Below are 21,410 nucleotides of genomic sequence, written 5' to 3' on the forward strand. Positions count from 1 at the left end.
ATTACAGATTTCTGATGTAGCACATACATTTGTATTTTCTTTCAATGGAATCGAACTGTTCGATGTCTTTCCCGGTATACTCTGCGAACATATACAGCGGGTGAAGTGCTTTGTCGTCCGGTTCCACATTGTGCGCCATATCTTCATCTGATAAATAAAGGTGATAGTATTCATCAACTTTTCTGTATGAATTCTTTTCAAACCACTCCGCAGAATTACCTGCGTCACGTGTCCATACTTCGAGAATTTCAAGGTTTTGTTTAATCGCTTCTTCAACGGCACGCTCCATGAGTGCTTTGCCGATACCCTGCCCCTGAAAGTCAGGATGAACAGCCAGATGCCAGATCATGCCGCCCGCTTCTTCTTCTCCACAAACTTTATTTTCTTCCGTGTCGTATTCAATATCAATCAAACCGACTACCTGATCATCTTCAATTGCCACGAGCTCAATACTCGGATTTTCATATTTCTCTTTCTCTCTGTGAACATCGTCATAATACGCAGTATCTAAAAATGATAATACCCGGCATCTTACCCAGCCTGTTTCGTCTGCAGTTTCATACTTTCTAATTTCCATAATAAGCTCCTTTAATTACTTGTTTTTATTGAATAACAGCCTTCTATTTCTTATAAACAGCAATGCAAACTGTTCGGCAAACAGTATTCCTGCCGCTATTGAACCTGCACTGATAATAACTTCCATAATTATATTTACCGCACCGAAATAATCCGATAAAATAATGCTGCTCGTTGCATCGTAAGCCATGCCACCCGGAACAAACGGAATGATTCCCGGCGTTAAAAAGATCGTCGACGGCTCTTTATACACTCTTGCCATTATATGACTCATTATCCCAAGTGTAAATGCACCGATGAAATTTACCATCACGAGCGGCAGATCAAAAACAATACCGAAAGTCTGTCCCATCATCCAGCCGACGGCTCCGACTATACCCGCCGGGAAAAATAATTTTTTCGGCGCATCAAATACAACCGCAAAAAAATAAGACGCAGTAAAACTAAACAGTAAGTTGAATATCCAGTCCATCATTTTTCCTCCTTAAACGAATATTAGTACAGATGATACGCCGGCACCGATCGCAAATGACGTTACGAGCGCTTCCGATGATTTCGTCGTAAACATCATCATATGCCCGCCGAATAAATCCTGAATCGCATTTGTAATCAGCACCCCGGGTACTATTGGCATGACTGATGAAATCAGCATTGTCGATAAGTCTCCGCCCGGAATATAGTAATGTCCGGTAACGACGGTCAGTGCGATGGTAAGCCCGCCAAAAAACTCCGGTATAAACTGGGTCGGTGTACGTCTTTTAATAATTTCTGTAATACATATACCAATTGCCCCGCCGGCAAGTGTCGTGAATATATCTATTTTCATACCATCCTGTAAATACAGGAAACTGAGAGCAATCAGTGCACCCGCTATCGTTTTAAACCAGACCGGATGGTCTTTCGTTGTGATATAAATTTTCTCAAGCAGATTGAATGCTTCTTCCAGTGTCAGTTCATCCCGCACCAGTTTTCTGGAGACACTGTTTACTTTTGATATTTTAATTAAGTTGGTGTTTCTCTCTTTAATCCGGTATATTCTCGGATATGACTGGTCATGCAGCATAAAGTTAATCACAGTGTTCGTGACGAAACTGTTATTCTGAATGAAACCGTAATGTGAAGCTATGTAATTCATCGTATCTTCCGTACGCGTTCCTTCAGCACCTGCTTCAAGCAGTATGCGTGCTGCGAGCATGACAACATCTTTAACCTGTTCCTCATGATCGTTGATATGAAGTTTCTCAACTTTCACTCACAACACCTCCAATGATATTCATATCTCTATAATAATATAAAAAATAAGCTTCAGCACCTGCTAAAGCTTACCACGATTATACATTCATTAACGATTTTACTGCTTCGAATTTTTCTGCTGTATCTTTGTAGCCCAATTCATATAAATTTTCGAGCTTTTCCTTGTTGCGCGTCGTTCTTCCGACACCTGAATCCTCACTTGGCGCAATCACAATAATATTGCCTGTTTTCTCCTGCTCAAAAATATAATCGAGTCTTTCGTTATAATGTTTATATCTTACTTTCATGCGTTCATCGACTTTCGGATACTTTTTATAGTTAATCATTGTCGACATTCTGCTCTGTTTTTTATAATAACCTTTCGGTTTCGTCAGCACGACGACATTTTTCGCATAGCCGTCACTTTCAGCTTTAATAATCGGCAGCGGATCCACAATGCCGCCGTCCAGCATATAGCGGCCCTTATGTTCCACCGCATCTGCGAAAAACGGAATTGAACTGGAAGCCCGTAATAATTTGCCGAGCGTTTTTTCATCGTAATCTTCTTTATAAAAATACATCGGCTCACCCGTCTCGCAATTCGTAGTTACGACAACGAACTCATCCGGCCCGTTAATAATCTTTTTAACATCGAGCGGAACTATATTATTAGGAATCTCATCAAATATGAAATCCATGCCGAATAATTCGCCTTTTCGTATAAAGTTGCTGAATGATAAATATCTTTTATCATTCACGAAATCAATACTGACCGTACGGTTCCTTCCCTGCTGCTCCGAAAGGTAGGATGCCGCCATACAGGCACCCGCTGATACTCCGATAATATAAGGGAAATGTATATCGTGCTGTGCAAAATACTCAAGGACACCGGCAGTATACAAGCCGCGCATACCTCCGCCCTCGAGAACAAGTCCTGTGTCATTCATTTCATCTTCTCCTTGTATCTCTTTGTAAAAATGTTTGTATTATATAAAGTATCACAGATTTCAGGCCGTTGTATAATTTACCGATTGATATTATTCCATTTTATTGAGAAAATGATATATAAGAATACGCTTTCAAAGGAGCATTCATGAAAAAAGAGAAAATTATGCGCTTTATATATATGTACATAATTGTGTTCGCCATTCTAATCGGTGTGCAGTATGCATTTCTTGATGAAGTCAGCATTCTGAACTCGCTGTTTATGCCTGCAGTTGTTGCCTTTCTGTCACTGGCTGTCAGATCCAATGTTAAAAAAGAAGAGGAAGAAGTACGCAGAAACGAGTTTATGGGCAAAAAGAAAAAGTATTGAAAAGGAGCGTAGCCAAATCGGCTACGCTCTTTTAGATTTCACTTTATATTTTTATCGATGTTACTTTCGTTTCCGTATACGGTTCCAGTCCTTCCGGCGCACCTTCGCGGCCGACGCCGCTTTCTTTCATGCCGCCGAACGGAATATTTGCTGCACTTGGTGCACCGTTATTCCAGCCGAGCACCCCAAAGTCCAGTTCTTCTGTTAATCTGATACCTGTCTTATAGCTTTCAGTGAAGTAATAAGCTGCAAGCCCGTATTCTGTACCGTTTGCTTTCTTAATTGCTTCATCGAGATTCGAATAGCTCTGAATCGGCGCAAGCGGACCGAATGTTTCTTCGCTCATGCAGATCATTTCGTCTGTCACATTGGTAATAACTGTCGGCTCAACGAAATAGCCGCCTGATTTATCTCCGCTGCCGCCGGCAGTTACTTTACCGCCTTTTTCAACAGCATCTTCTATGTGTTTCATTACTTTATTATAACCGTCCTCATCGATTAACGGACCGATTTTCACCCCGTCATCCATACCGTTGCCGACTTTAAGGTTTTTAACTTCAGCAGTAAATTTCTCTGTAAATTCATCGAGTACATCTTCATGGATGTAAAATCTGTTGGCACATACACAGGTCTGTCCCGAGTTTCTGAATTTCGATGCAAGTGCACCTTCAACAGCTTTATCGATATCCGCATCACTGTGAACGATTAACGGTGCGTGTCCGCCCAGTTCCATCGTGACATTTTTAACTGTTACCACTGCATCGCTCATCAGCTGCTTGCCGACTTCCGTTGAACCGGTAAATGTCAGCTTCATAATTTTATCGGACTGTGTAAATACTTCGCCGGCCTCACGGCCTGATGCATTGACGTACTGAATAATTCCTTCATCGAATCCTGCTTCCACTGCCAGATCGATAAACTTCGCCGCTGACATCGGCGTTGCACTTGCCGGTTTAACGATAAATGTGTTCCCTGCTGCAACAGCCGGTGCTGCTTTACGCGCCATCATTGCAACCGGGAAGTTCCACGGTGTAATCGCCGCAACCACACCAATCGGGTGTCTCGTAACTACAATTCTCGTTTCATCATTATTCGCCGGTACAGTGCGTCCGTATATACGTTTCGCTTCTTCAGCATAGTATTTAATATAACTGTTCGCATAGTCCACTTCACCGATGGCTTCAGCCAGCGGCTTACCGCCTTCAAGTGTAACGAGTTTTGCAATTTCCTGTTTATTCTCTTCGATTTTTTCTGCCCATTTGAAAAGTAAATCTGAACGGTCCTGTGCATTCATCTTCTTAAAGCTCTGAAATTTTTCGTGTGCAGTATTAATTTTCTCTTCAATAACTTCTTTGCTGTCTTTCTTAACACGTCCCGCTTCTTCTTGTGTCGCCGGGTTTATTACGATAATTTCTTCTGACATTCCATTCCCCTCCAAAATATAAAAAAATCGTCCTATAGATAATTATAGGACGATTTTTTTCATTTTACAAAATTACAGGCTTTGATCGAGTAATGCATTCGCAATTTCATCCAGGTCTTTAACCGTGTACTGGAATCTGCCGTGGAATACATACTTCAGGAAGAATGCTTCTAAATCTTCCTGGCCGACTAATACTCTGATCGAAGGATCTTCCGAATAGTTGGTAATTGAATAATTGCCGTTGTCTTTCGGATTGAAGTAAATAATCGGTACGATATCGTATTGTAATTTAAATTTGTTTTTAAGTTTTTCAGCAGTCACTTTCGTTTCATCGATAATACCGTTGTAGTGGTTTACCGAAACGTTTTCTGAGTCTGCTTTTTCAAAAATCAGTGTCTGTTCTTTCTGCTTGTCAAGATCCAGTAAATCGAAGAACGATTCAACATAAGGCACTTCTTCAAACTGGTTTTCATTGATACCGTGTAAAATATGGCCGCTCCAGTATTTAGAATCAATAAGATAAATACCGGTGCGCGTTAATACCAGGTGATCAATTTTACGCGTGTTTGTGTAGTTTCTTGATGGTAAATAAATGTTCGACAGGATAATCATATCCGTCTCACGGATTTTCTCATCTTTAACAAGTTTGTCTTTTAACTGAATTAAAGAAAGGTCAGTCAAATACTCGCCCTTATCCACCGTAAACTGGTGAAGGCTCGAAAGTTTATTATCGAGAAGCGTTGTATCGTTATAATACTTTTCGTTTAAAGCAGACATTTCTTTCTTGTGCTCTAAACGCTCTTCTTCATGTTCACTTGTGTATTTTTCAACGAGTGACTCTTTTTCTTTCGAATATGTTTGTTCTACAGTTTTCACTTCATTGCGGTGTTTGAAGTAATACACTAAAAACCATATTGCAATGATGAGCAGTACTGCTGCGACCGCGATAAATATCGGATCTGTAAAAATATCAGTATTCATTTTATTCCTCACTTTCGCAACTGCATGGATTAGCTATTTCTAAGAAGATCTTTCAGCGCATCGACTTTATCGAGTCTTTCCCACGGTAAGTCAATGTCTGTGCGACCAAAATGTCCATAACTGGCAGTCTGTTTATAAATTGGTCTTCTCAAGTTTAGCATATCTATAATACCATCTGGTGATAAATTAAACAGTTCCCGGATGACTTCAGTAATTTTTTCTTCGTCATATTTACCTGTTTCAAATGTATCAACAGCGATAGATACCGGCTGTGATACGCCGATAGCGTACGCCAGCTGTATTTCACATTTTTCTGCAATACCGCTCGCTACGATGTTTTTCGCAATGTAACGCGCTGCATATGCTGCAGAACGGTCAACTTTCGTCGGGTCTTTCCCGCTGAAAGCACCGCCGCCGTGACGAGCATATCCGCCGTACGTGTCAACGATAATTTTACGGCCTGTAAGCCCCGCATCACCCTGCGGTCCGCCAATAACAAAACGGCCTGTCGGGTTGATGAAATATTTAGTTTCTTCATCTAATAGCTCTGCAGGGACAACTTCCTGTACAACATATTTCAGAAGATCATCATAAATTTGTGTTGCCGGGATATTTTCATGGTGCTGGGTAGAGATGACAATCGTGTCAACTCTCGCCGGCCGGCCATCTTCTCCGTACTCTACAGTCACCTGTGATTTACCGTCCGGACGCAGGTAGGAAATCGTGTTATCCTTGCGCACTTCTGTCAGACGGCGTGAGATTTTGTGTGCCAGTGAAATCGGCAGCGGCATAAATTCTTTCGTTTCGTTAGTTGCGTAACCGAACATTAAGCCCTGGTCGCCTGCACCTGTAGAAACGCCTTGTGATTCACGTGTTTCGAATGCGTTGTTTACACCGACAGCGATATCTTCCGACTGCTCATCAATACCTGTTAAAACTGACATTGTTTTGTAATCGTAACCGTACTTCGCATCAACGTAGCCGATTTCCTTAACTGTTTCTCTGACAGTTCTCGGAATATCAACGTAAGTCTCCGTGCTGATTTCTCCAACGATCATCGCTAAACCTGTGTTTACCACTGTTTCGCAGGCAACACGTGCATACGGGTCACCTTCAAGTATTGCATCGAGAATCGCATCTGAAATCTGGTCTGCAATTTTATCCGGGTGTCCCTCTGTGACTGACTCCGAAGTAAATAATTTACGTTCTGACATTTATAAAAATCTCCTTTTACTGCTCATTTAGCCATCTCTTCAAAAGCAAAAAATAAAACCTTTTTCTCCATAGTAAACAGAGAAAAAGGCTCGCCCTTTTCCCTTATCGCTCAGAATTACTCTGCATTCTTTAGCACCTTTCTTGAAAAGGAGGTTGCTCTGGCTTCACAGGGTTTGAATCCCTCCACCACCTCTGGATAAGAGATAACTTTATATACATCTTACATTAATGTGAAATTCAAATCAAGATTAACCGGGAGCTAATTAAAGCATGTTATGTGCTTATGAGACATATATGAATTTCCATAAACATATTCTTAATGTTTCAACAATTGATTATAATCATTTCTTATTCAGTAACATCGTAAAATTTAAAGTATTATACATGAATGTTATAGTATTACCTGTGTAAACCTAAAAACTAATGTGTTATACTAATTTCTAAATAGTTCGTTAATGACAAATACTTTTGGAGGCGAATCATGGTTAATCATAAAGCTTTAATCGAAGGTCTTGTTAACAAACCTTCCACACACAAACAATTATCAAACGCTGAACTCGTTGAAGCATCTATACGTCGCGGTGAAGCAGTACTGACAAATACAGGAGCACTTCGCGCACAGACTGGTGAATACACTGGACGCAGCCCGAAAGACCGTTTTATCGTTAGAGACAGCGTATCCGACAGCAAAATCGACTGGGGAGAAGTTAACCAGCCTGTATCACAGGAAATTTTCGATAAATTATTCGATAAAGTTACTACATATTTAAACGACAAAGAGGAACTATTTGTCTTTAACGGCTATGCAGGTGCAGACCCGCATACACAGCTTCAGCTGCAGGTTGTAAATGAGTTCAGCTGGCATAACATGTTTGCGAAAACAATGTTTATCCGTCCTGAAACTAAAGAAGAAGCAGCTAAGATCGATCCTGAGTTTACAATCGTATCAGCGCCTACTTTTAAAGCAGACCCTGAAGTAGACGGAACTGGTTCAGAAGTATTCGTCTTCGTATCATTAGAAAAGAAAATCATTTTAATCGGTGGTACTGAGTACGGCGGAGAAATGAAGAAATCTATCTTCTCTATTATGAACTATCTGTTACCAGAACAAGGCGTACTGAGCATGCACTGCAGTGCCAACGTTGGCGAAAACAAAGACGTTGCATTATTCTTCGGTTTATCAGGAACTGGTAAAACGACATTATCTGCAGACCCTGAACGTGATTTAATCGGTGACGATGAGCACGGATGGAACGACGACGGTGTATTCAACATCGAAGGCGGATGCTACGCTAAGACAATTAACTTATCTAAAGAAAAAGAACCTGAAATCTTTGATGCAATTAAATTCGGTGCGGTACTTGAGAACGTAGTTATCGATGAAAATGGCAACGCAGATTACGACGATGATTCACTTACTGAAAACACTCGTGCTGTATACCCGCTTGACCATATCGACAACGCTCGTATTCCATCAGTTGCAGGACATCCGAAAACTATTATTTTCTTAACTGCAGATGCATTTGGAGTATTACCTCCAATCTCTAAATTAACTAAAGATCAGGCAATGTATCACTTCCTGAGCGGGTTCACTTCTAAACTTGCAGGAACTGAACGCGGTGTTACTACACCACAGCCGGTATTCTCAACATGCTTCGGTTCACCATTCCTGCCGTTACACGCAACAGTGTACGCTAACATGCTTGGTGACTTAATCGACAAGCACGACGTTAACGTTTATCTTGTAAACACAGGATGGACAGGCGGAGAGTACGGCGTTGGTAAACGTATGAACCTTGCACACACACGTTCAATGGTACGCCGCGCAATCAGCGGTGACCTGGAATTAGGCGAATTCGTTAAAGATGAAATGTTCGGCTTATCAATTCCTACATCAATAACTGGTGTACCGGCAGAAATCCTGTCACCAATCAACACTTGGGAATCAGCTGACGCTTACAACGAAAAAGCACAGGGACTTAAAGATCAGTTCATCGAGAACTTCAAAAAATTCGGTGAAGAATCAGCAGCAATCGCTGAAAAAGGCGGATTTTAATAATAGAACAGAGAGAGTCTCGGGATATTTGATATCCCGGGACTTTTTGTGTGCGTTCGGATGACATTGTGGAAGTGACATCGTCATCCGAACACAAACCCCCGGAACATCAAAAATGTTCCGGGGGTTTCATCTCAACTGTTACTGACAGCCGTTTTCTCTGACTTCGTTATATAAATAAATAATACAGTCATCTTTCAGCAGCAGGCTTTTATCTTCTTCAGGAATCTCATCAATGTGATCCACCAGCATCGGACCATTTGTTTCATGGTAGTGTTTCAGCTGATCCAGCCGTTCGATGTTGCAGCAGAATGCTGCCTTGCTGAATGTTTCATCGCCATCGTGAACTGTGTATGTACCGACAAAGTGCAGGTTTCCGACCAGTCCGCCGGTTTCTTCATAGAGCTCGCGCTGAGCGCCTTCCACAAGTGCTTCTCCTTCTTCTACTTTACCTCCCGGGAATTCCAGTCCCCGTTCTTTATGGTTTGTCAGTAAAAACTGGCCGTTAAATTTAGGGATTATCAGGACATGTTTCGTATTATCAACGTAACTGTTTTCCAATGTGACACGTCTGCCTTTAAAATCAGTAAATGTTTTCATATAGAATCCTCCCAGTTGCACTCATTTCGATATCAGCTTACAATAGTTGTATTAATTTTAAAAGGTGATGCTGTAATGAAAAAGTTATTAATCGGTTCCGTTCATTTTTACCAGAAATATATTTCTCCAATGTCACCGCCAACCTGCCGTTTTTATCCGACCTGTTCGAATTATGCACTTGAGGCGGTCGCAGAACACGGTTCAATGAAAGGCAGTTTTATGGCTGCAAAACGCATTTTGAAATGCCATCCGTTCCACGAAGGCGGCTTCGATCCTGTTCCTGTGAACAAAAAGAAAAAACATCAGTAATCATCTGTTTAATGTCCCATACCTGTATTCAGCTGTTCAGAAACATTTTTTGATTCTGGCTGCGGGAAATTTTTCCTGTAGATGTCATAATTATTTTATCGACGTAGTGAATTTCTTTCGGCAGCTTATATTTTGCGAGATGTTCGCTCAAATGATTCAAGAGCAATGTTTCATCCACTGCTTCTTCAAGCAGCAGCACCGGCACACTGCCCCACTCTTCATCATCTTTTTTAATAACAACACAGCGCTCAACACCGCTGAGCGAGTATACCGCATCTTCTATTTCTTTCGGATAAATATTCTCACCCCCGCTGATAATAAGATCAGTCCGTCTGTCTAAAATATACAGATAGCCGTCTTCATCTATTGCCGCAAGGTCTTCTGTGTTAAAATATCCGTCTTTCTGTTTCAAATCAGCATTTAAATAATCACTGACCACACTGCCGCCTTTAATCAGCAGCTCGTCGGAACTCTCATCAATTTTAATATCATAACCGCTGACGTTACCGACGGCTCCGGTCAGAATTTTATTATCTTTATAAGAAATCTGAACAATCTGCGAGCATGTTTCTGTCATGCCGAATGAGTTATACACCGGCAGTTTTTTCTCAATCGCTTCTTGTAACAGTAACGGCGTCGTACTTGCCCCTCCGAGGAGCAGTCCTTTCAGGTGATGTTCACCTTCTGTGCTCATTAAACGTTTCAGCATGACCGGCACCATACTCGTATGACTCACTTTGTCTTCTGCCAAAATTTCCCACACACGTTTTTCGTCAAATTTATTCTCAACGATTAAAGTACAGCCTGTAATGACCGTTCTGAACAGTATCGACAATCCAGAAATATGGAAAATCGGATTCACCATCAGCCATGTACTTTCACTGTCATAGCCAAAGTTCTCCTGACAGTTATTATGTGATGCAAAGTGATTTTTGTAAGTCTGCGGCACGGCTTTCGCACGGCCTGTCGTACCGGAAGTAAACATAATCGATGAAATATCATCCGGTTCCGGCTGATTGACGATAAAAGTCTGTGTCTCAAGCTCAAATAAATCATCATATTGAATCACTTCCACACCGGGAATGTCAGCAGGCAGCGTTGCAATAACCGTTGATACCGACACGTCTTCAAGCTGGTTTTTAAGTTCACCGGGCGTTAAACGCGTGTTCAGCATAACCATTTCCACACCCAGCATCATTAATCCGTGAATCAGTTTTACCGAATCCAGCGAGTTGCCGATATATAAGCCGACGCGTTTTAATTTAAGCGCCTGCATATGTGTGCCAAGTGAATGTGCATGCATGTACAGCATCTGATACGTCAGAGATTCATTATTATATTTCACAGCAATATTGTCAGGATAAGTGAAACTTGCTGTTTCAAGCCATTTGTAAGACATTAACTTCACCTCAAAAACACCCATCATAGACGGGTGTTATATTTTAAAAATATGAAATTTACGGGAATTTAGGGAATTGATCGAAGTCAGGTTCACGTTTTTCTTTAAACGCGTCACGACCTTCTTTCGCTTCGTCTGTAGTGTAATAAAGTAATGTTGCATCTCCGGCAAGCTGCTGTAAACCGGCTAATCCGTCAGTGTCAGCATTCATAGATGCTTTAAGGAAACGAAGTGCAGTTGGAGAGTGCTTCATAATATCTTCACACCACTCGACAGTTTCGTCTTCAAGACGCTCTAAAGGTACAACTGTGTTTACCAGACCCATATCCAGTGCTTCCTGCGCGTCGTACTGACGGCATAAGTACCAGATTTCACGTGCTTTTTTGTGGCCGACGATGCGTGCCAGGTAACCTGAACCGTAACCGGCATCGAATGAGCCGACTCTTGGACCAGTCTGACCGAAGCGTGCGTTGTCTGCAGCGATTGTTAAATCACATACTACATGAAGTACGTGTCCGCCGCCGATAGCATAACCTGCTACCATTGCGATAACCGGTTTAGGAATAACACGGATTAAACGCTGTAAATCAAGAACGTTAAGACGCGGTACTTCGTCCGAACCTACATAACCGCCGTGACCGCGTTTCTTCTGGTCTCCGCCTGAACAGAATGCAAGGTCGCCCTCACCTGTTAAAATAATTACTGATACACGCTGATCGTCACGCGCACGTGTGAAAGCATCGATCATTTCAGCAACAGTATCCGGTGTAAACGCGTTGCGTACTTCCGGACGGTTGATTGTTACTTTCGCGATACCATTATAAAATTCATATTTAATTTCATTGTATTCTTTAACTGTTTCCCAAACTCTTGTCATGAGTTATCCTCCTCCAAGTACTTTCGTACTGTGTTTATGTACACTTCAAAATTTTCCAGATGAATATTGTGACCACAATTATCAACTATATCCAGTTTAGCACTTTTCAGCCGTTCTGACATCGATTCCGCAATTGCGATGAATTTCGTGTCTTCACTGCCTGTAATTAAATAAAAATCATTGTTAAGACTGCTTAAATCTTTCCAATAGGACTGCTGGACGCCTGTACCGTACTTCAGCAGACTGTCCGCCGCTTCAGCCGGAATTTGCTGCAGCCGCTCTTTAGCTTGAGCATCGAGCTTTTCCTTTTCAACATGCTGCTGCGTTTGAAACAACGGCATCTCCTGCCAGAATTCAAGAAATTTTTTATAATCTGCTGTGATAAATTCACTGCGTTCTGTATCGACCAAAAGACGTTCAGCCCGCTTCAGAGTATCCGGAATACCCGGCGATGCACTTTCTAAAATACATTTTTCAATACGCTCCGGGAAATGCGACGTTAACGCCAGTGCAGTCCTGCCGCCCATTGAATAGCCGAGCACATCGAAAGTGCTGATTCCGTGCCGTTCCGCAATTTTAATCAACCCTGCAGCAATATCAGCCATTCCGTAATCATACAGACTGCTTTTCGTGCCGCCGAATCCTGGTAGATCAACCAGTATGACGTTGCGTAAACCGCTTAATCCCGCTGCAATATCCCTCATGCTTTCTTTAGAAGATAAAAACCCGTGCAGCAGCATAATCGTGCTGTCTTTGTTATTATCGATCAGCTCATAATTAAAATTCAGCATTATCCACCAGATTTTTCAGCTGACTTTTCAGTTCGTTATGACTTTCAAGATTATGTTCTCTGTCTGTTGTAATCTCGATCATCTGACGTCCTGATTTATTCAGCATATCTTTCGTTAACTCTGCAGCCTTTTCGATATGCACATACTCATAATCGTAAAGCTTCGCTGCATGTTCAAAATTCAGATCAAGCGGCGTGCCGAACAGTCTTTCGAAATGCTGCTTATGTGCATACTGCGGCAGATAGCTGAAAATATTACCGCCGTTGTTATTGAATACAATAACTGTAAAATCGATATTTTCCAGTTTAGCCATTAACAGACTGTTGATGTCATGATTCATCGATACGTCACCGATCAGCATTGTGACCTGTTCTTTCGTGCCGATTCCAAGCGCACTTGAAATCACACCGTCGATACCGTTGGCACCGCGGTTGGCGAACACGTCATGCGCAACACGTGTATCGTAGCGCTCAAAGTCCCTGATCGGCATACTGCTTGATAAGAAGAATGTACGCGCCTCATCGGTCTGCTGAATAATGTCGTAAACATATCTGCCCTCATCATCAAACTTTTCAATATTCTCTTTAATATAAGAGTGAATATCTTTCGATAACGTGATAAAGCGGTCTTTTACATCACTCTTCGGCGCTTCGCTGATCATTCTCGGCAGAATTTCATTAATCGTGCCCGCATATGTTTCATCAGGTGTTACCGGAAACGGTTTAATGTCCTGGAACTCACTGATTAAATACTGCGGCACAGTTGTACGTTTTAAAAATGCATTCGTCTGTTTTGACGTCACAGGTTCACCGATGCGGATAATAAAATCAACATTGGCATCGATGTAATCGTAATGTTTGTTGCCGAAGTTCGAAAACATCATATCGTGGTTAACAATCGCATCTTTGATTTCAGTTCTGATGTTCTGACGCGGATCACATATCGTAATAATATTCCCCTGTTCAAGAACAGATTTAACCGGGGATAAGTCTTCTGCTGTTTCACCGATAATCACAAGACCGGTCCCGCTTAACTTTTTAATGTTCCCGGGAATTGTTAAGGCCGGAGACATGTCTTTTTGCGTACGCTTAAATAAATCCAGACGGTCAGCATCCGGCATAATCGGTTCCCGGACCGGAATGTTAAAGTGCACCGGTCCCATATTAATTCCGCTGAAGTACTGGCTCGCCTGCAGCACTTTATCGTTAATTAACGATTCGGCGCTGTCGTGGCTGTCAGCAATCGGCAGTTCTGTCTGATAACGGATGAAATTGCTGTACATATTGTTTTGTTCAATCGCCTGCGGCGCGCCCACATTTTTAAGTTCGTGCGGCCGGTCCGAAGTCAGAACGATTAACGGCAGATGACTGAGACCCGCTTCACTGACAGCTGGTGTATAATTCGCTGCTGCTGTTCCCGATGTACATAATATACCTACCGGCTGACGTCTCTTTTTAGTCAGTCCGACGGCAAAGTAACCGGCACCGCGTTCGTCCGGATGAATGTAAGTCCTGATGCCTTCGTGCAGCTCTGCCGCTATTGCAAGCGGTGTTGAGCGCGATCCCGGACTGATGACCAGTTCATTCATCCCGTACTCGTACAGTGCATCTATAATACTAAACGTTTGTACCGTTAGTGCTTCCGTATAGTTCATTAGTAGTCGCCTCCAAGACGTTCAACATCGGTGTGAATTTAACTTCCGTTTCTAAAAATTCAGCTTCCGGATCCGATCCCTTCACGATGCCGCAGCCGGCAAACAATGTTGCACTGCGTGCAGATATAAGCATCGAACGGAGTCCGACCGCAAATTCGCATTCTTTATCTTCATGAATCACGCCAAGTGGTGCTGCGTATAATCCCCTTGTCCCGTATTCATGTTCTTTAATATAATCCTTCGCCAGATTTTTCGGCAACCCGCCTACTGCAGGTGTCGGGTGAATCTGTTTTAAAATCTTAAACTCATCCGCATCTTTTTTCAGCATTGCCTGAATCGGCGTAAATAAATGATAAATATATTTATTTTCCATCAGGAGCGGATTCTTTTTATAATTCAGTCCTTCTGAAAACGGTGCAAGATCGCTGACGATTGATTCTCTTACAACGCGGTGCTCAAACAGGTTTTTATCGTCATTCAAAAGAAAATCTTTTTGAACTGTATTTTCCTGATTGTCTTCGACACGCTGAATAGAACCTGCGATTGCATTTGTCGTCAGTTCTTCTCCTGCAATAGAAAATAGTTTCTCTGGTGTTTTTGACACGAATGTCGATTTTCCTTTTTCATAGTAAATCGTATACGTATCCGCTTCGTCTTTTAACCGTCTGATTAAATACAGACGTTTCGCCTTCGATTCAAAAGTAATAAGCTTCTGGCGTGCAAGCACAACTTTTTTAAATTCGTCATTTAAATTATTTACCGCTTCTTCAACGAGCAGCTTCCATTCATTAGGGAAAATATCACGCTTGCTTTTCACAACCGGTTTTTCTTTCTCTGTGATGTCAGCATTTTCTATAGCCGTCAGCATTTCATCTACTTCGTCAAGCAGTCCGTCCATTTTTAATTCCGCTTTGTTCCTCGTTAAAAACAGCTCACGATTTTCAAGGTCAAACTGCCATTCCGGCAAGTGGAACTCGATCATTTTAAAATCGTTCCACTCATCAGTGGTGTCCTTGTCATCGAATAAAGTCCCGCCAAATAAGCTCAGTTTAGATTTTAAATCTTCACCGAGCTTTTCCTGCTGGAGTTTTGCAAAGAGCGATGTTTTGCTTTCTGCAATCGTATCAGGCTGGAATTTGTCCCGCCATATACTTTCGATGTAGTTAATGCCGATAACATTATAAGCATTGTCTTTTGACTTGAACCAATAGCGTGAGCCCTTTGATTCATTAAAATATGTAAATATTTTTTCTTCGTCAATATTATACTCATCCATAGGGATATGCAGTGTAAGATATTGCCTGTCGGAATCCAGACTGATACTCTCTATAAATGTTCGAGACGATTGTAATTTCATGAGTCACACTACTTTCATCATAATTAGCTTTATTTTATCATTTTTTACCTACTGTGTGTATGGACAACTCTTAAATATGATAAAATTATAGCCATCATGTTTTAAAGGAGAAAGTCATGCAGGAAGCACAAGTACATACAGGTTTTAAAAAATATTTGATGCTGACGCGCCCGCACACACTGACTGCGAGTTTTGTACCGGTCTTTGTCGGGACGGCAAGTGTATTATTATTTGGAGATATCCGCTGGGGAATGTTTTTCCTGATGCTGATCGCAACTATTTTAATACAGTCGGCAACCAACATGTTTAACGAATACTATGATTTCAAACGCGGTCTGGATTCGCACGAATCTGTCGGTATCGCAGGCGCTATCGTAAGAAACGGTATGAGCCCGCGCCTCGTTCTGACAATCGCTTTTATATTTTACGCCATCGCTGCTGTGATCGGCATTATTATTACCGTTAACTCATCGTGGTGGATTCTTGTTATCGGAGCTGTATCAATGGCTGTCGGCTACTTGTACACAGGCGGACCGTTCCCGATTTCATGGACGCCTTTCGGTGAAATATTTGCAGGACTCTTTATGGGTACTGTAATTATTATGATTACATTTTACATTCACACAGGCACACTGCACACTTTCCCGTTATTAATGTCCATTCCTCCGGCAATCACAATCGGACTGCTGAATATGGCAAATAATATCAGGGACCGTAAAAAAGATAAAGAAAGCGGACGCAAAACGTATGTCATACTCGTCGGTAAACCGTTCGCAGTGATGACAGCTGCTGCACTGCTTACGTTCAGTTATATCTTCTTAATCTATATTACATTCTTTACGCCGGCAGGCTCGCTGTTTCTGCTCATTCCGCTGTTGTCAATACCGCTTATGCTGAAGACAATTATGCTGATGCGTAAAGGAAACACGCCTGTTGAACTGATTCCGGCAATGGCATCGATGGGTAAACTGAATACTGTTATGGGGCTGCTCTTAACAATCGGACTGATTCTTTACGGCGTGACAGGTATATAAAAATATTCCATAAAATTGTATTTCGTCTTATTGAAGAATATAATAAAGATGAAACAAACAATTTAGGGGGATTTATCATGCAGTTAAAACGCACGTTATTCGCGGGTGGACTCGCGAGCATGCTGTTACTTGCAGCATGTAATGGGGAAAGTACAGAAGATGCAGGCACAAAAGAAGAACAACCGGCTGAAGAAACATCAGATGAGTCGTCAGAAGGCGTATCTTATTCAGGTGTTAACGGGGATTACAGCTTCTCGAACTTTACACCGGTGAAAGTTCCGGCTAAAGATGCCGAGGGCAATGACACAGAAATTCAGGCTGTCGCAGTAGAATTTGAATTTGAAAACACATCAGATCGTGCAGCTACACCTTCTGAAGCGTTCAGTCTTGATCTTGCGGTAAGACAAGTCAGCGAAGACGGTGAAGCACCGACAGAAAACTATACGATGGACCTTGAAGATGATGGTGAATTTAAAGACGGCAAAGCCGCTTCATCAGAATTAGTAGAACCTGGCGAAAGTGCAACAGCAGTCGTCGCTTACGGTCCTCTGGATCCCGAACTTGCGACACACCTTCAGGCGAGAGAAAATCCACTTGAAGAAACAGAGTCAATGGATCATGAAATCGAACTTGATTTAGCTCCCGCAGAAGAAAGTGAAGAAGATTCAGAAGAATAAATTTGTATGAAGACAGCACCCTTTTTGTGGTGCTGTCTTTTTTGTTTGGCATAATTTTTTCAAAACGTAACAAAAAACCGTCCTGCTGTTTTCAGGACGGTTCATAATCAATTATTTAGTTCTTGTCAGGATAAACTTCGTACCTTCTGCTTCGTACGTCAGTTCTCCGCCCTCCATATCCATTCTTACTGACTGCATAATGTGAGGTTTGTTGTTAAAGTCTCTGTATAAAATGCGGATGCGGAAGTTCATCGTCTGATCAGGCTGCATGTAAAACTTCAGTATCACCACATCATTTTCTTCTTCCTCTTTAATGTAGTGGTATTTAGTAGTGAAGTCGTAGCCTTTAATATAAACTTTCTCGATATGGAAGGGATTATTATTTTTATTTTCAACACGGAACATCATATACTTTCCGCGCTCGTTCTGCATCCAGCCTACCTCATCAATCATTAACAGCGGCTGTGTCTGCATAACGTCACTGCGTTTCCTTGATACGTAAATACCAAGCCCGACAAATAATGCAATAAATGCAACAAGTAAAATAATAACATTAAGCCAAACTAATAATGGATCCATATATTTTCCAACTCTCTAATTAGTTTCATTTCTATAATTTTATCATTATACGTAAGATAAAAACAATTATGTTACATTGAAAGAACATTATTAAGGAGTCGGTTTTATGATTGAAATCCTCAGCGGTATCGGCATTGCCTTCATTATTTTCATCATCATCTGCATTTCTATTTTGCTCGCCGTAAATAAAGACAGATGATTATTTAAAGTGAAATAACTGTGAGCAGTACACCGAAAATAATTGCGATTACTCCGCCTGCAATAAATAAATTACGCTGCGGCGGTGGTGTGCCTTTCCGGAATGCATCCATAAAAGAGATAATACTGATTAAAAGCAGTATGACAATCGGTGCGGCTGTATAAATAAACGAACCATAGTTAAACCATTCATAAAACATCGACAGCACATAAAAAATTACTGCGCCAAATATAATTATTACTAAACTGTTTCTCATTAATATCACCATTTCAAAAAATTAATTAACTCATAAGCGGGGATGAAATTGAAAACTGCAGAAAATAATCAAATATTTTTATATGCATGTGCAATAGTTACCGGCGGTATTACAGGAGTGCTGAGTACAAATATCAGCAGCTTTTTAAACCCTTTAATCTCCCCCCTTATTGCCGTGCTGCTTTATGTAATGTTTGCCCAGATTCCATTTTTAAAATTACGCGAAGTTTTATCTGATACAAAATATATCATGGCACTGTTACTCGGAAATTTCATTCTGGTGCCCGGACTCGTCTGGATATTAATTATACTATTCCCGCAGCAGCCCGCAATATTATTAGGTGTATGCCTCGTCTTGCTCACCCCTTGCATCGATTATGTCATACCATTTACCAAACTCGGTCAGGGCGATGAAAAGCTCGTCCTGTCATCAACACCGCTGCTTTTTATTATACAAATATTGCTGCTTCCGGTATATCTGACAATTTTTATTGGACCGGAAATAACAGAAGTCGTCAGCATCGGACCGTTCGTTGAAGCGTTTCTGCTGCTGATTGTGGTACCGCTCATTTTAGCCGTTATCACGCAGCTGTTTGCACGAAATACAAATGCAGGTAAAATGCTGCTGAGTGCTACTGAAAAACTTCCAGAATTTCTGATGGCTGCAGTCCTGTTTACAGTAGTCGCGGCACAAATGGGCAAAGTATATAATGACCTCAATCTTATTTTGAGCGTTGTCCCAATTTATATTTTATACCTGATGATTACACCGTTTATTTCTAAGATTATCGTTTCGGTTTTTAATTTAACACCGCGAGCCGGACGTGTACTCGCTTTCAGTGTCGGGACAAGAAATTCACTCGTCGTCTTGCCGCTTTCACTCGCGCTTCCCGGTGAATGGGCGGTCATTGCATCCGCAGTCATTGTGACTCAGACAATTACTGAACTCATCGGCGAGTTATTTTATATAAAGTTAATCCCGAAATTGATTAAATAAAAGATGAATCAAAGAAGGCACTCAATCCACCGGATTGAGTGCCTTCTTAATTTTATTCTATTTCAAAAATATCATCTGTATGTTCGTGCAGCTCTTCAGGACCATTGATATGAGCTGTAATACTGTATTCACCAGCTGGGATATCTGCTGTTTCTGCAGTATATACGCCGTTGCTCTGTTCTTTTGCATTCAGCCATGTAATTTCTTCTGTATCAGATTTCTGTACTTCAAAACGTACACGGTCGGCTTCATATGCTTCATTTTCTTTTAAAAGTTCGACACTGATTACTGAAGGTTCTGTTTCATTATCGACCATAAGATTCATATCAAGCACATGTTCATGCTGATGTTCCGCACCTTCTTCATGTGGTTCATGAGTTTCATCACTGTGTGCTTCTTCCGAACTGTTGCCGCACGCCGCAAGTGTTAATGTCAGACCTGAAAGTATAAGCAGTTTCTTCATAAAATAATCCTCCATCGTTATATGTATGGACTTATTTTATCAGATGCTTTTATATATGCCTTTATACTTTAAGTTCATTTAGTGACAACATTTAAACAAGTTAATTAAAATATTTAAAATATTCAAAATGTCTCATGCTACAGCACTCCACAAGAAATCATCAGCAAACTAAAATAATCTCTCAGGGGAACCCCTGAGAGATTATTTTTTATCTTACATATTCAAATATTCCTGCTGCACCCATACCAACACCGATACACATTGTTACCATACCGTATTTCGATTCTGGTCTGCGCTTCATTTCAGCAAGCAGTCTCGCTGTCAGCATTGCGCCTGATGCTCCGAGTGGATGGCCAAGTGAAATTGCTCCGCCGTTCACATTCGTTTTATCGATATCCAGTCCGGCTTTTCTAATAGACGCGACTGTCTGAGAAGCGAATGCTTCATTCAGTTCAATTAAGTCCATGTCTTTTACTGTTAAGCCTGCCTGTTCGAGTACTTCTGGTATTGCGTAGGCCGGGCCGATTCCCATAATTTTTGGATCCACACCCACTGCTTTAAAGCCGACAAATCTTGCAATAGGCGTTACACCAAGTTCTTTAACCTTATCGCCTGACATCAGTACAACGAATCCTGCACCGTCTGTCAGCGGTGCCGATGTTCCGGCGGTTACCGTACCGTCTGCTTTAAAGACTGTTCTGAGTTTTGCAAGTCCCTCCATATTCGTATCCGGACGGATATGCTCATCAATTTTGAATTCGTCTTTTGTAACAACCGGGCCCTCTTCGTTATAAGATACTTTATTAACTTCGACAGGAATAATTTCATCTTCAAACCTTCCTGCATCTAGTGCTGCTTTCGCACGCTGATGACTTTGTACTGCATAAGCATCCTGATCTTCTCTGGATACTTCAAACTCTTCAGCGACCATTTCTGCTGTCAGACCCATCGGGTAAGATACACCTGAGTCTTTATCCTGCAGCATCGGGCTGTTTGTCGGTTCATTACCGCCCATCGGTACGGCACTCATCAGTTCGACACCCCCTGCTACCAGTACATCAGCCTGCTCTGCCATAATCTGGTTCGCAGCGATGGCAATCGTCTGAAGTCCTGACGAACAATAACGGTTCACCGTCTGTCCGGGCACTTCATTTGGCATGCCTGCGAGCAGTGCGATTGAACGTGCGATATTCTGGCCCTGCAATCCTTCCGGGAATGAGTTGCCGACAATAACATCCTCAACCATATCTGAGCTGAATTTACCGTCAACTCGTTCTAATACACCTTTAAGGACTTGTGCCGCCACCTCATCCGGTCTGTCGTGGAACATTGCGCCGCCTTTTGCTCTTCCGGCAGCTGAACGTCCGTAAGCGACTATATATGCATCCTGCATTTAACTTCATCCTTTCTCTGTTTATAC

Annotated in this window: 23 protein-coding genes and 1 riboswitch; of the genes, 6 read left to right on the forward strand and 17 right to left on the reverse strand. The window is 41.7% G+C overall.

Translation table 11 applies throughout. The features are described from left to right. Position 1: 1 nt before the first annotated feature. From HNR41_RS05805 to HNR41_RS05820, 4 genes are all read right to left on the reverse strand, one after another. Positions 2-577, reverse strand: a complete 576-nt coding sequence (locus HNR41_RS05805) for a GNAT family N-acetyltransferase (RefSeq protein WP_184282610.1) — start codon at positions 575-577, stop codon at positions 2-4. Between the two features lie 15 nt (positions 578-592). Beyond that, positions 593-1,048 carry a threonine/serine exporter family protein gene (locus HNR41_RS05810; RefSeq protein WP_184282906.1) on the reverse strand — a complete coding sequence of 152 codons (456 nt, stop codon included), beginning with the start codon at positions 1,046-1,048 and terminating at the stop codon, positions 593-595. A 12-nt stretch (positions 1,049-1,060) separates the two neighbouring features. Beyond that, positions 1,061-1,771 (reverse strand): threonine/serine exporter family protein, encoded by a 711-nt coding sequence (locus tag HNR41_RS05815; RefSeq protein WP_184282908.1) that lies wholly within the window; start codon positions 1,769-1,771, stop codon positions 1,061-1,063. Between the two features lie 136 nt (positions 1,772-1,907). Next, positions 1,908-2,756, reverse strand: coding sequence for a patatin-like phospholipase family protein (locus HNR41_RS05820; protein WP_184282612.1), 849 nt, complete (start codon positions 2,754-2,756; stop codon positions 1,908-1,910). A 146-nt stretch (positions 2,757-2,902) separates the two neighbouring features. On the opposite strand from HNR41_RS05820, the gene HNR41_RS05825 reads away from it, so the two are divergent. Then, entirely contained in the window at positions 2,903-3,124 is a 222-nt protein-coding gene (locus HNR41_RS05825) for a hypothetical protein (protein WP_184282615.1), read from the forward strand. Between the two features lie 43 nt (positions 3,125-3,167). Here HNR41_RS05825 and HNR41_RS05830 read toward each other — a convergent pair whose 3' ends face one another. The 3 genes from HNR41_RS05830 to metK form a co-directional block, all read right to left on the reverse strand. Continuing rightward, the gene (locus HNR41_RS05830) at positions 3,168-4,547 is read right to left on the reverse strand and encodes an NAD-dependent succinate-semialdehyde dehydrogenase (protein ID WP_184282617.1); all 1,380 of its coding nucleotides are present in this window, start codon (positions 4,545-4,547) and stop codon (positions 3,168-3,170) included. Between the two features lie 72 nt (positions 4,548-4,619). Further along, the gene (locus tag HNR41_RS05835; protein ID WP_184282618.1) at positions 4,620-5,528 is read right to left on the reverse strand and encodes a nuclease-related domain-containing protein; all 909 of its coding nucleotides are present in this window, start codon (positions 5,526-5,528) and stop codon (positions 4,620-4,622) included. A 29-nt stretch (positions 5,529-5,557) separates the two neighbouring features. Further along, entirely contained in the window at positions 5,558-6,742 is a 1,185-nt protein-coding gene (metK, locus tag HNR41_RS05840) for a methionine adenosyltransferase (RefSeq protein WP_184282620.1), read from the reverse strand. A gap of 100 nt (positions 6,743-6,842) precedes the next feature. Beyond that, a riboswitch (SAM riboswitch) is annotated at positions 6,843-6,946 on the reverse strand. A gap of 278 nt (positions 6,947-7,224) precedes the next feature. Between metK and pckA the strand changes: the two genes are divergently transcribed. Further along, positions 7,225-8,799 (forward strand): phosphoenolpyruvate carboxykinase (ATP), encoded by a 1,575-nt coding sequence (gene pckA, locus HNR41_RS05845; RefSeq protein WP_184282622.1) that lies wholly within the window; start codon positions 7,225-7,227, stop codon positions 8,797-8,799. A 141-nt stretch (positions 8,800-8,940) separates the two neighbouring features. On the opposite strand, the gene ytkD is transcribed toward pckA, so the two are convergent. Further along, entirely contained in the window at positions 8,941-9,399 is a 459-nt protein-coding gene (gene ytkD, locus HNR41_RS05850) for an RNA deprotection pyrophosphohydrolase (RefSeq protein ID WP_184282624.1), read from the reverse strand. Positions 9,400-9,474: 75 nt separating this feature from the next. Between ytkD and yidD the strand changes: the two genes are divergently transcribed. After that, positions 9,475-9,708: a membrane protein insertion efficiency factor YidD gene (gene yidD / locus HNR41_RS05855; RefSeq protein WP_184282626.1), complete on the forward strand. Its 234-nt coding sequence runs from the start codon at positions 9,475-9,477 to the stop codon at positions 9,706-9,708. Between the two features lie 28 nt (positions 9,709-9,736). On the opposite strand, the gene menE is transcribed toward yidD, so the two are convergent. Genes menE through HNR41_RS05880 form a run of 5 tightly spaced genes read right to left on the reverse strand, consistent with a single transcriptional unit; the run spans position 9,737 to position 15,786 of the window. After that, positions 9,737-11,107: an o-succinylbenzoate--CoA ligase gene (menE, locus tag HNR41_RS05860; RefSeq protein ID WP_184282628.1), complete on the reverse strand. Its 1,371-nt coding sequence runs from the start codon at positions 11,105-11,107 to the stop codon at positions 9,737-9,739. Between the two features lie 58 nt (positions 11,108-11,165). Then, entirely contained in the window at positions 11,166-11,984 is an 819-nt protein-coding gene (gene menB, locus HNR41_RS05865) for a 1,4-dihydroxy-2-naphthoyl-CoA synthase (protein WP_184282630.1), read from the reverse strand. Continuing rightward, positions 11,981-12,775, reverse strand: a complete 795-nt coding sequence (menH, locus tag HNR41_RS05870; RefSeq protein WP_184282632.1) for a 2-succinyl-6-hydroxy-2,4-cyclohexadiene-1-carboxylate synthase — start codon at positions 12,773-12,775, stop codon at positions 11,981-11,983. Before menH ends, menB begins: the two co-directional genes overlap by 4 nt. Then, positions 12,762-14,429, reverse strand: a complete 1,668-nt coding sequence (gene menD / locus HNR41_RS05875; RefSeq protein WP_184282634.1) for a 2-succinyl-5-enolpyruvyl-6-hydroxy-3-cyclohexene-1-carboxylic-acid synthase — start codon at positions 14,427-14,429, stop codon at positions 12,762-12,764. Before menD ends, menH begins: the two co-directional genes overlap by 14 nt. Beyond that, the gene (locus tag HNR41_RS05880; protein ID WP_184282636.1) at positions 14,392-15,786 is read right to left on the reverse strand and encodes an isochorismate synthase; all 1,395 of its coding nucleotides are present in this window, start codon (positions 15,784-15,786) and stop codon (positions 14,392-14,394) included. Before HNR41_RS05880 ends, menD begins: the two co-directional genes overlap by 38 nt. A 116-nt stretch (positions 15,787-15,902) precedes the next feature. Between HNR41_RS05880 and HNR41_RS05885 the strand changes: the two genes are divergently transcribed. Then, positions 15,903-16,820, forward strand: a complete 918-nt coding sequence (locus tag HNR41_RS05885) for a 1,4-dihydroxy-2-naphthoate polyprenyltransferase (RefSeq protein WP_184282638.1) — start codon at positions 15,903-15,905, stop codon at positions 16,818-16,820. A 77-nt stretch (positions 16,821-16,897) separates the two neighbouring features. Further along, complete coding sequence (locus tag HNR41_RS05890) at positions 16,898-17,497, forward strand: DUF4352 domain-containing protein (RefSeq protein WP_184282640.1); 600 nt, start codon at positions 16,898-16,900, stop codon at positions 17,495-17,497. A 111-nt stretch (positions 17,498-17,608) separates the two neighbouring features. Here HNR41_RS05890 and HNR41_RS05895 read toward each other — a convergent pair whose 3' ends face one another. Both HNR41_RS05895 and HNR41_RS05900 read right to left on the reverse strand, forming a co-directional pair. After that, positions 17,609-18,076 carry a hypothetical protein gene (locus HNR41_RS05895; protein WP_184282642.1) on the reverse strand — a complete coding sequence of 156 codons (468 nt, stop codon included), beginning with the start codon at positions 18,074-18,076 and terminating at the stop codon, positions 17,609-17,611. A 203-nt stretch (positions 18,077-18,279) separates the two neighbouring features. Continuing rightward, entirely contained in the window at positions 18,280-18,543 is a 264-nt protein-coding gene (locus tag HNR41_RS05900; protein WP_221432851.1) for a hypothetical protein, read from the reverse strand. Positions 18,544-18,573: 30 nt separating this feature from the next. Here HNR41_RS05900 and HNR41_RS05905 point away from each other — a divergent pair, with 30 nt between their 5' ends. Continuing rightward, positions 18,574-19,527 carry an arsenic resistance protein gene (locus tag HNR41_RS05905; protein WP_184282646.1) on the forward strand — a complete coding sequence of 318 codons (954 nt, stop codon included), beginning with the start codon at positions 18,574-18,576 and terminating at the stop codon, positions 19,525-19,527. A 52-nt stretch (positions 19,528-19,579) separates the two neighbouring features. Here the strand turns inward: HNR41_RS05905 and HNR41_RS05910 are convergent, their stop codons facing one another. Both HNR41_RS05910 and HNR41_RS05915 read right to left on the reverse strand, forming a co-directional pair. Next, a complete protein-coding gene (locus tag HNR41_RS05910; RefSeq protein ID WP_184282648.1) occupies positions 19,580-19,990 on the reverse strand; it encodes a hypothetical protein in 411 nt (136 codons plus the stop codon). A gap of 208 nt (positions 19,991-20,198) precedes the next feature. Further along, positions 20,199-21,383: a thiolase family protein gene (locus HNR41_RS05915; protein WP_184282650.1), complete on the reverse strand. Its 1,185-nt coding sequence runs from the start codon at positions 21,381-21,383 to the stop codon at positions 20,199-20,201. Positions 21,384-21,410: the final 27 nt, after the last annotated feature.

Origin of the sequence: Jeotgalicoccus coquinae, from assembly GCF_014207425.1 — a bacterium.
GTDB lineage: Bacteria > Bacillota > Bacilli > Staphylococcales > Salinicoccaceae > Jeotgalicoccus > Jeotgalicoccus coquinae.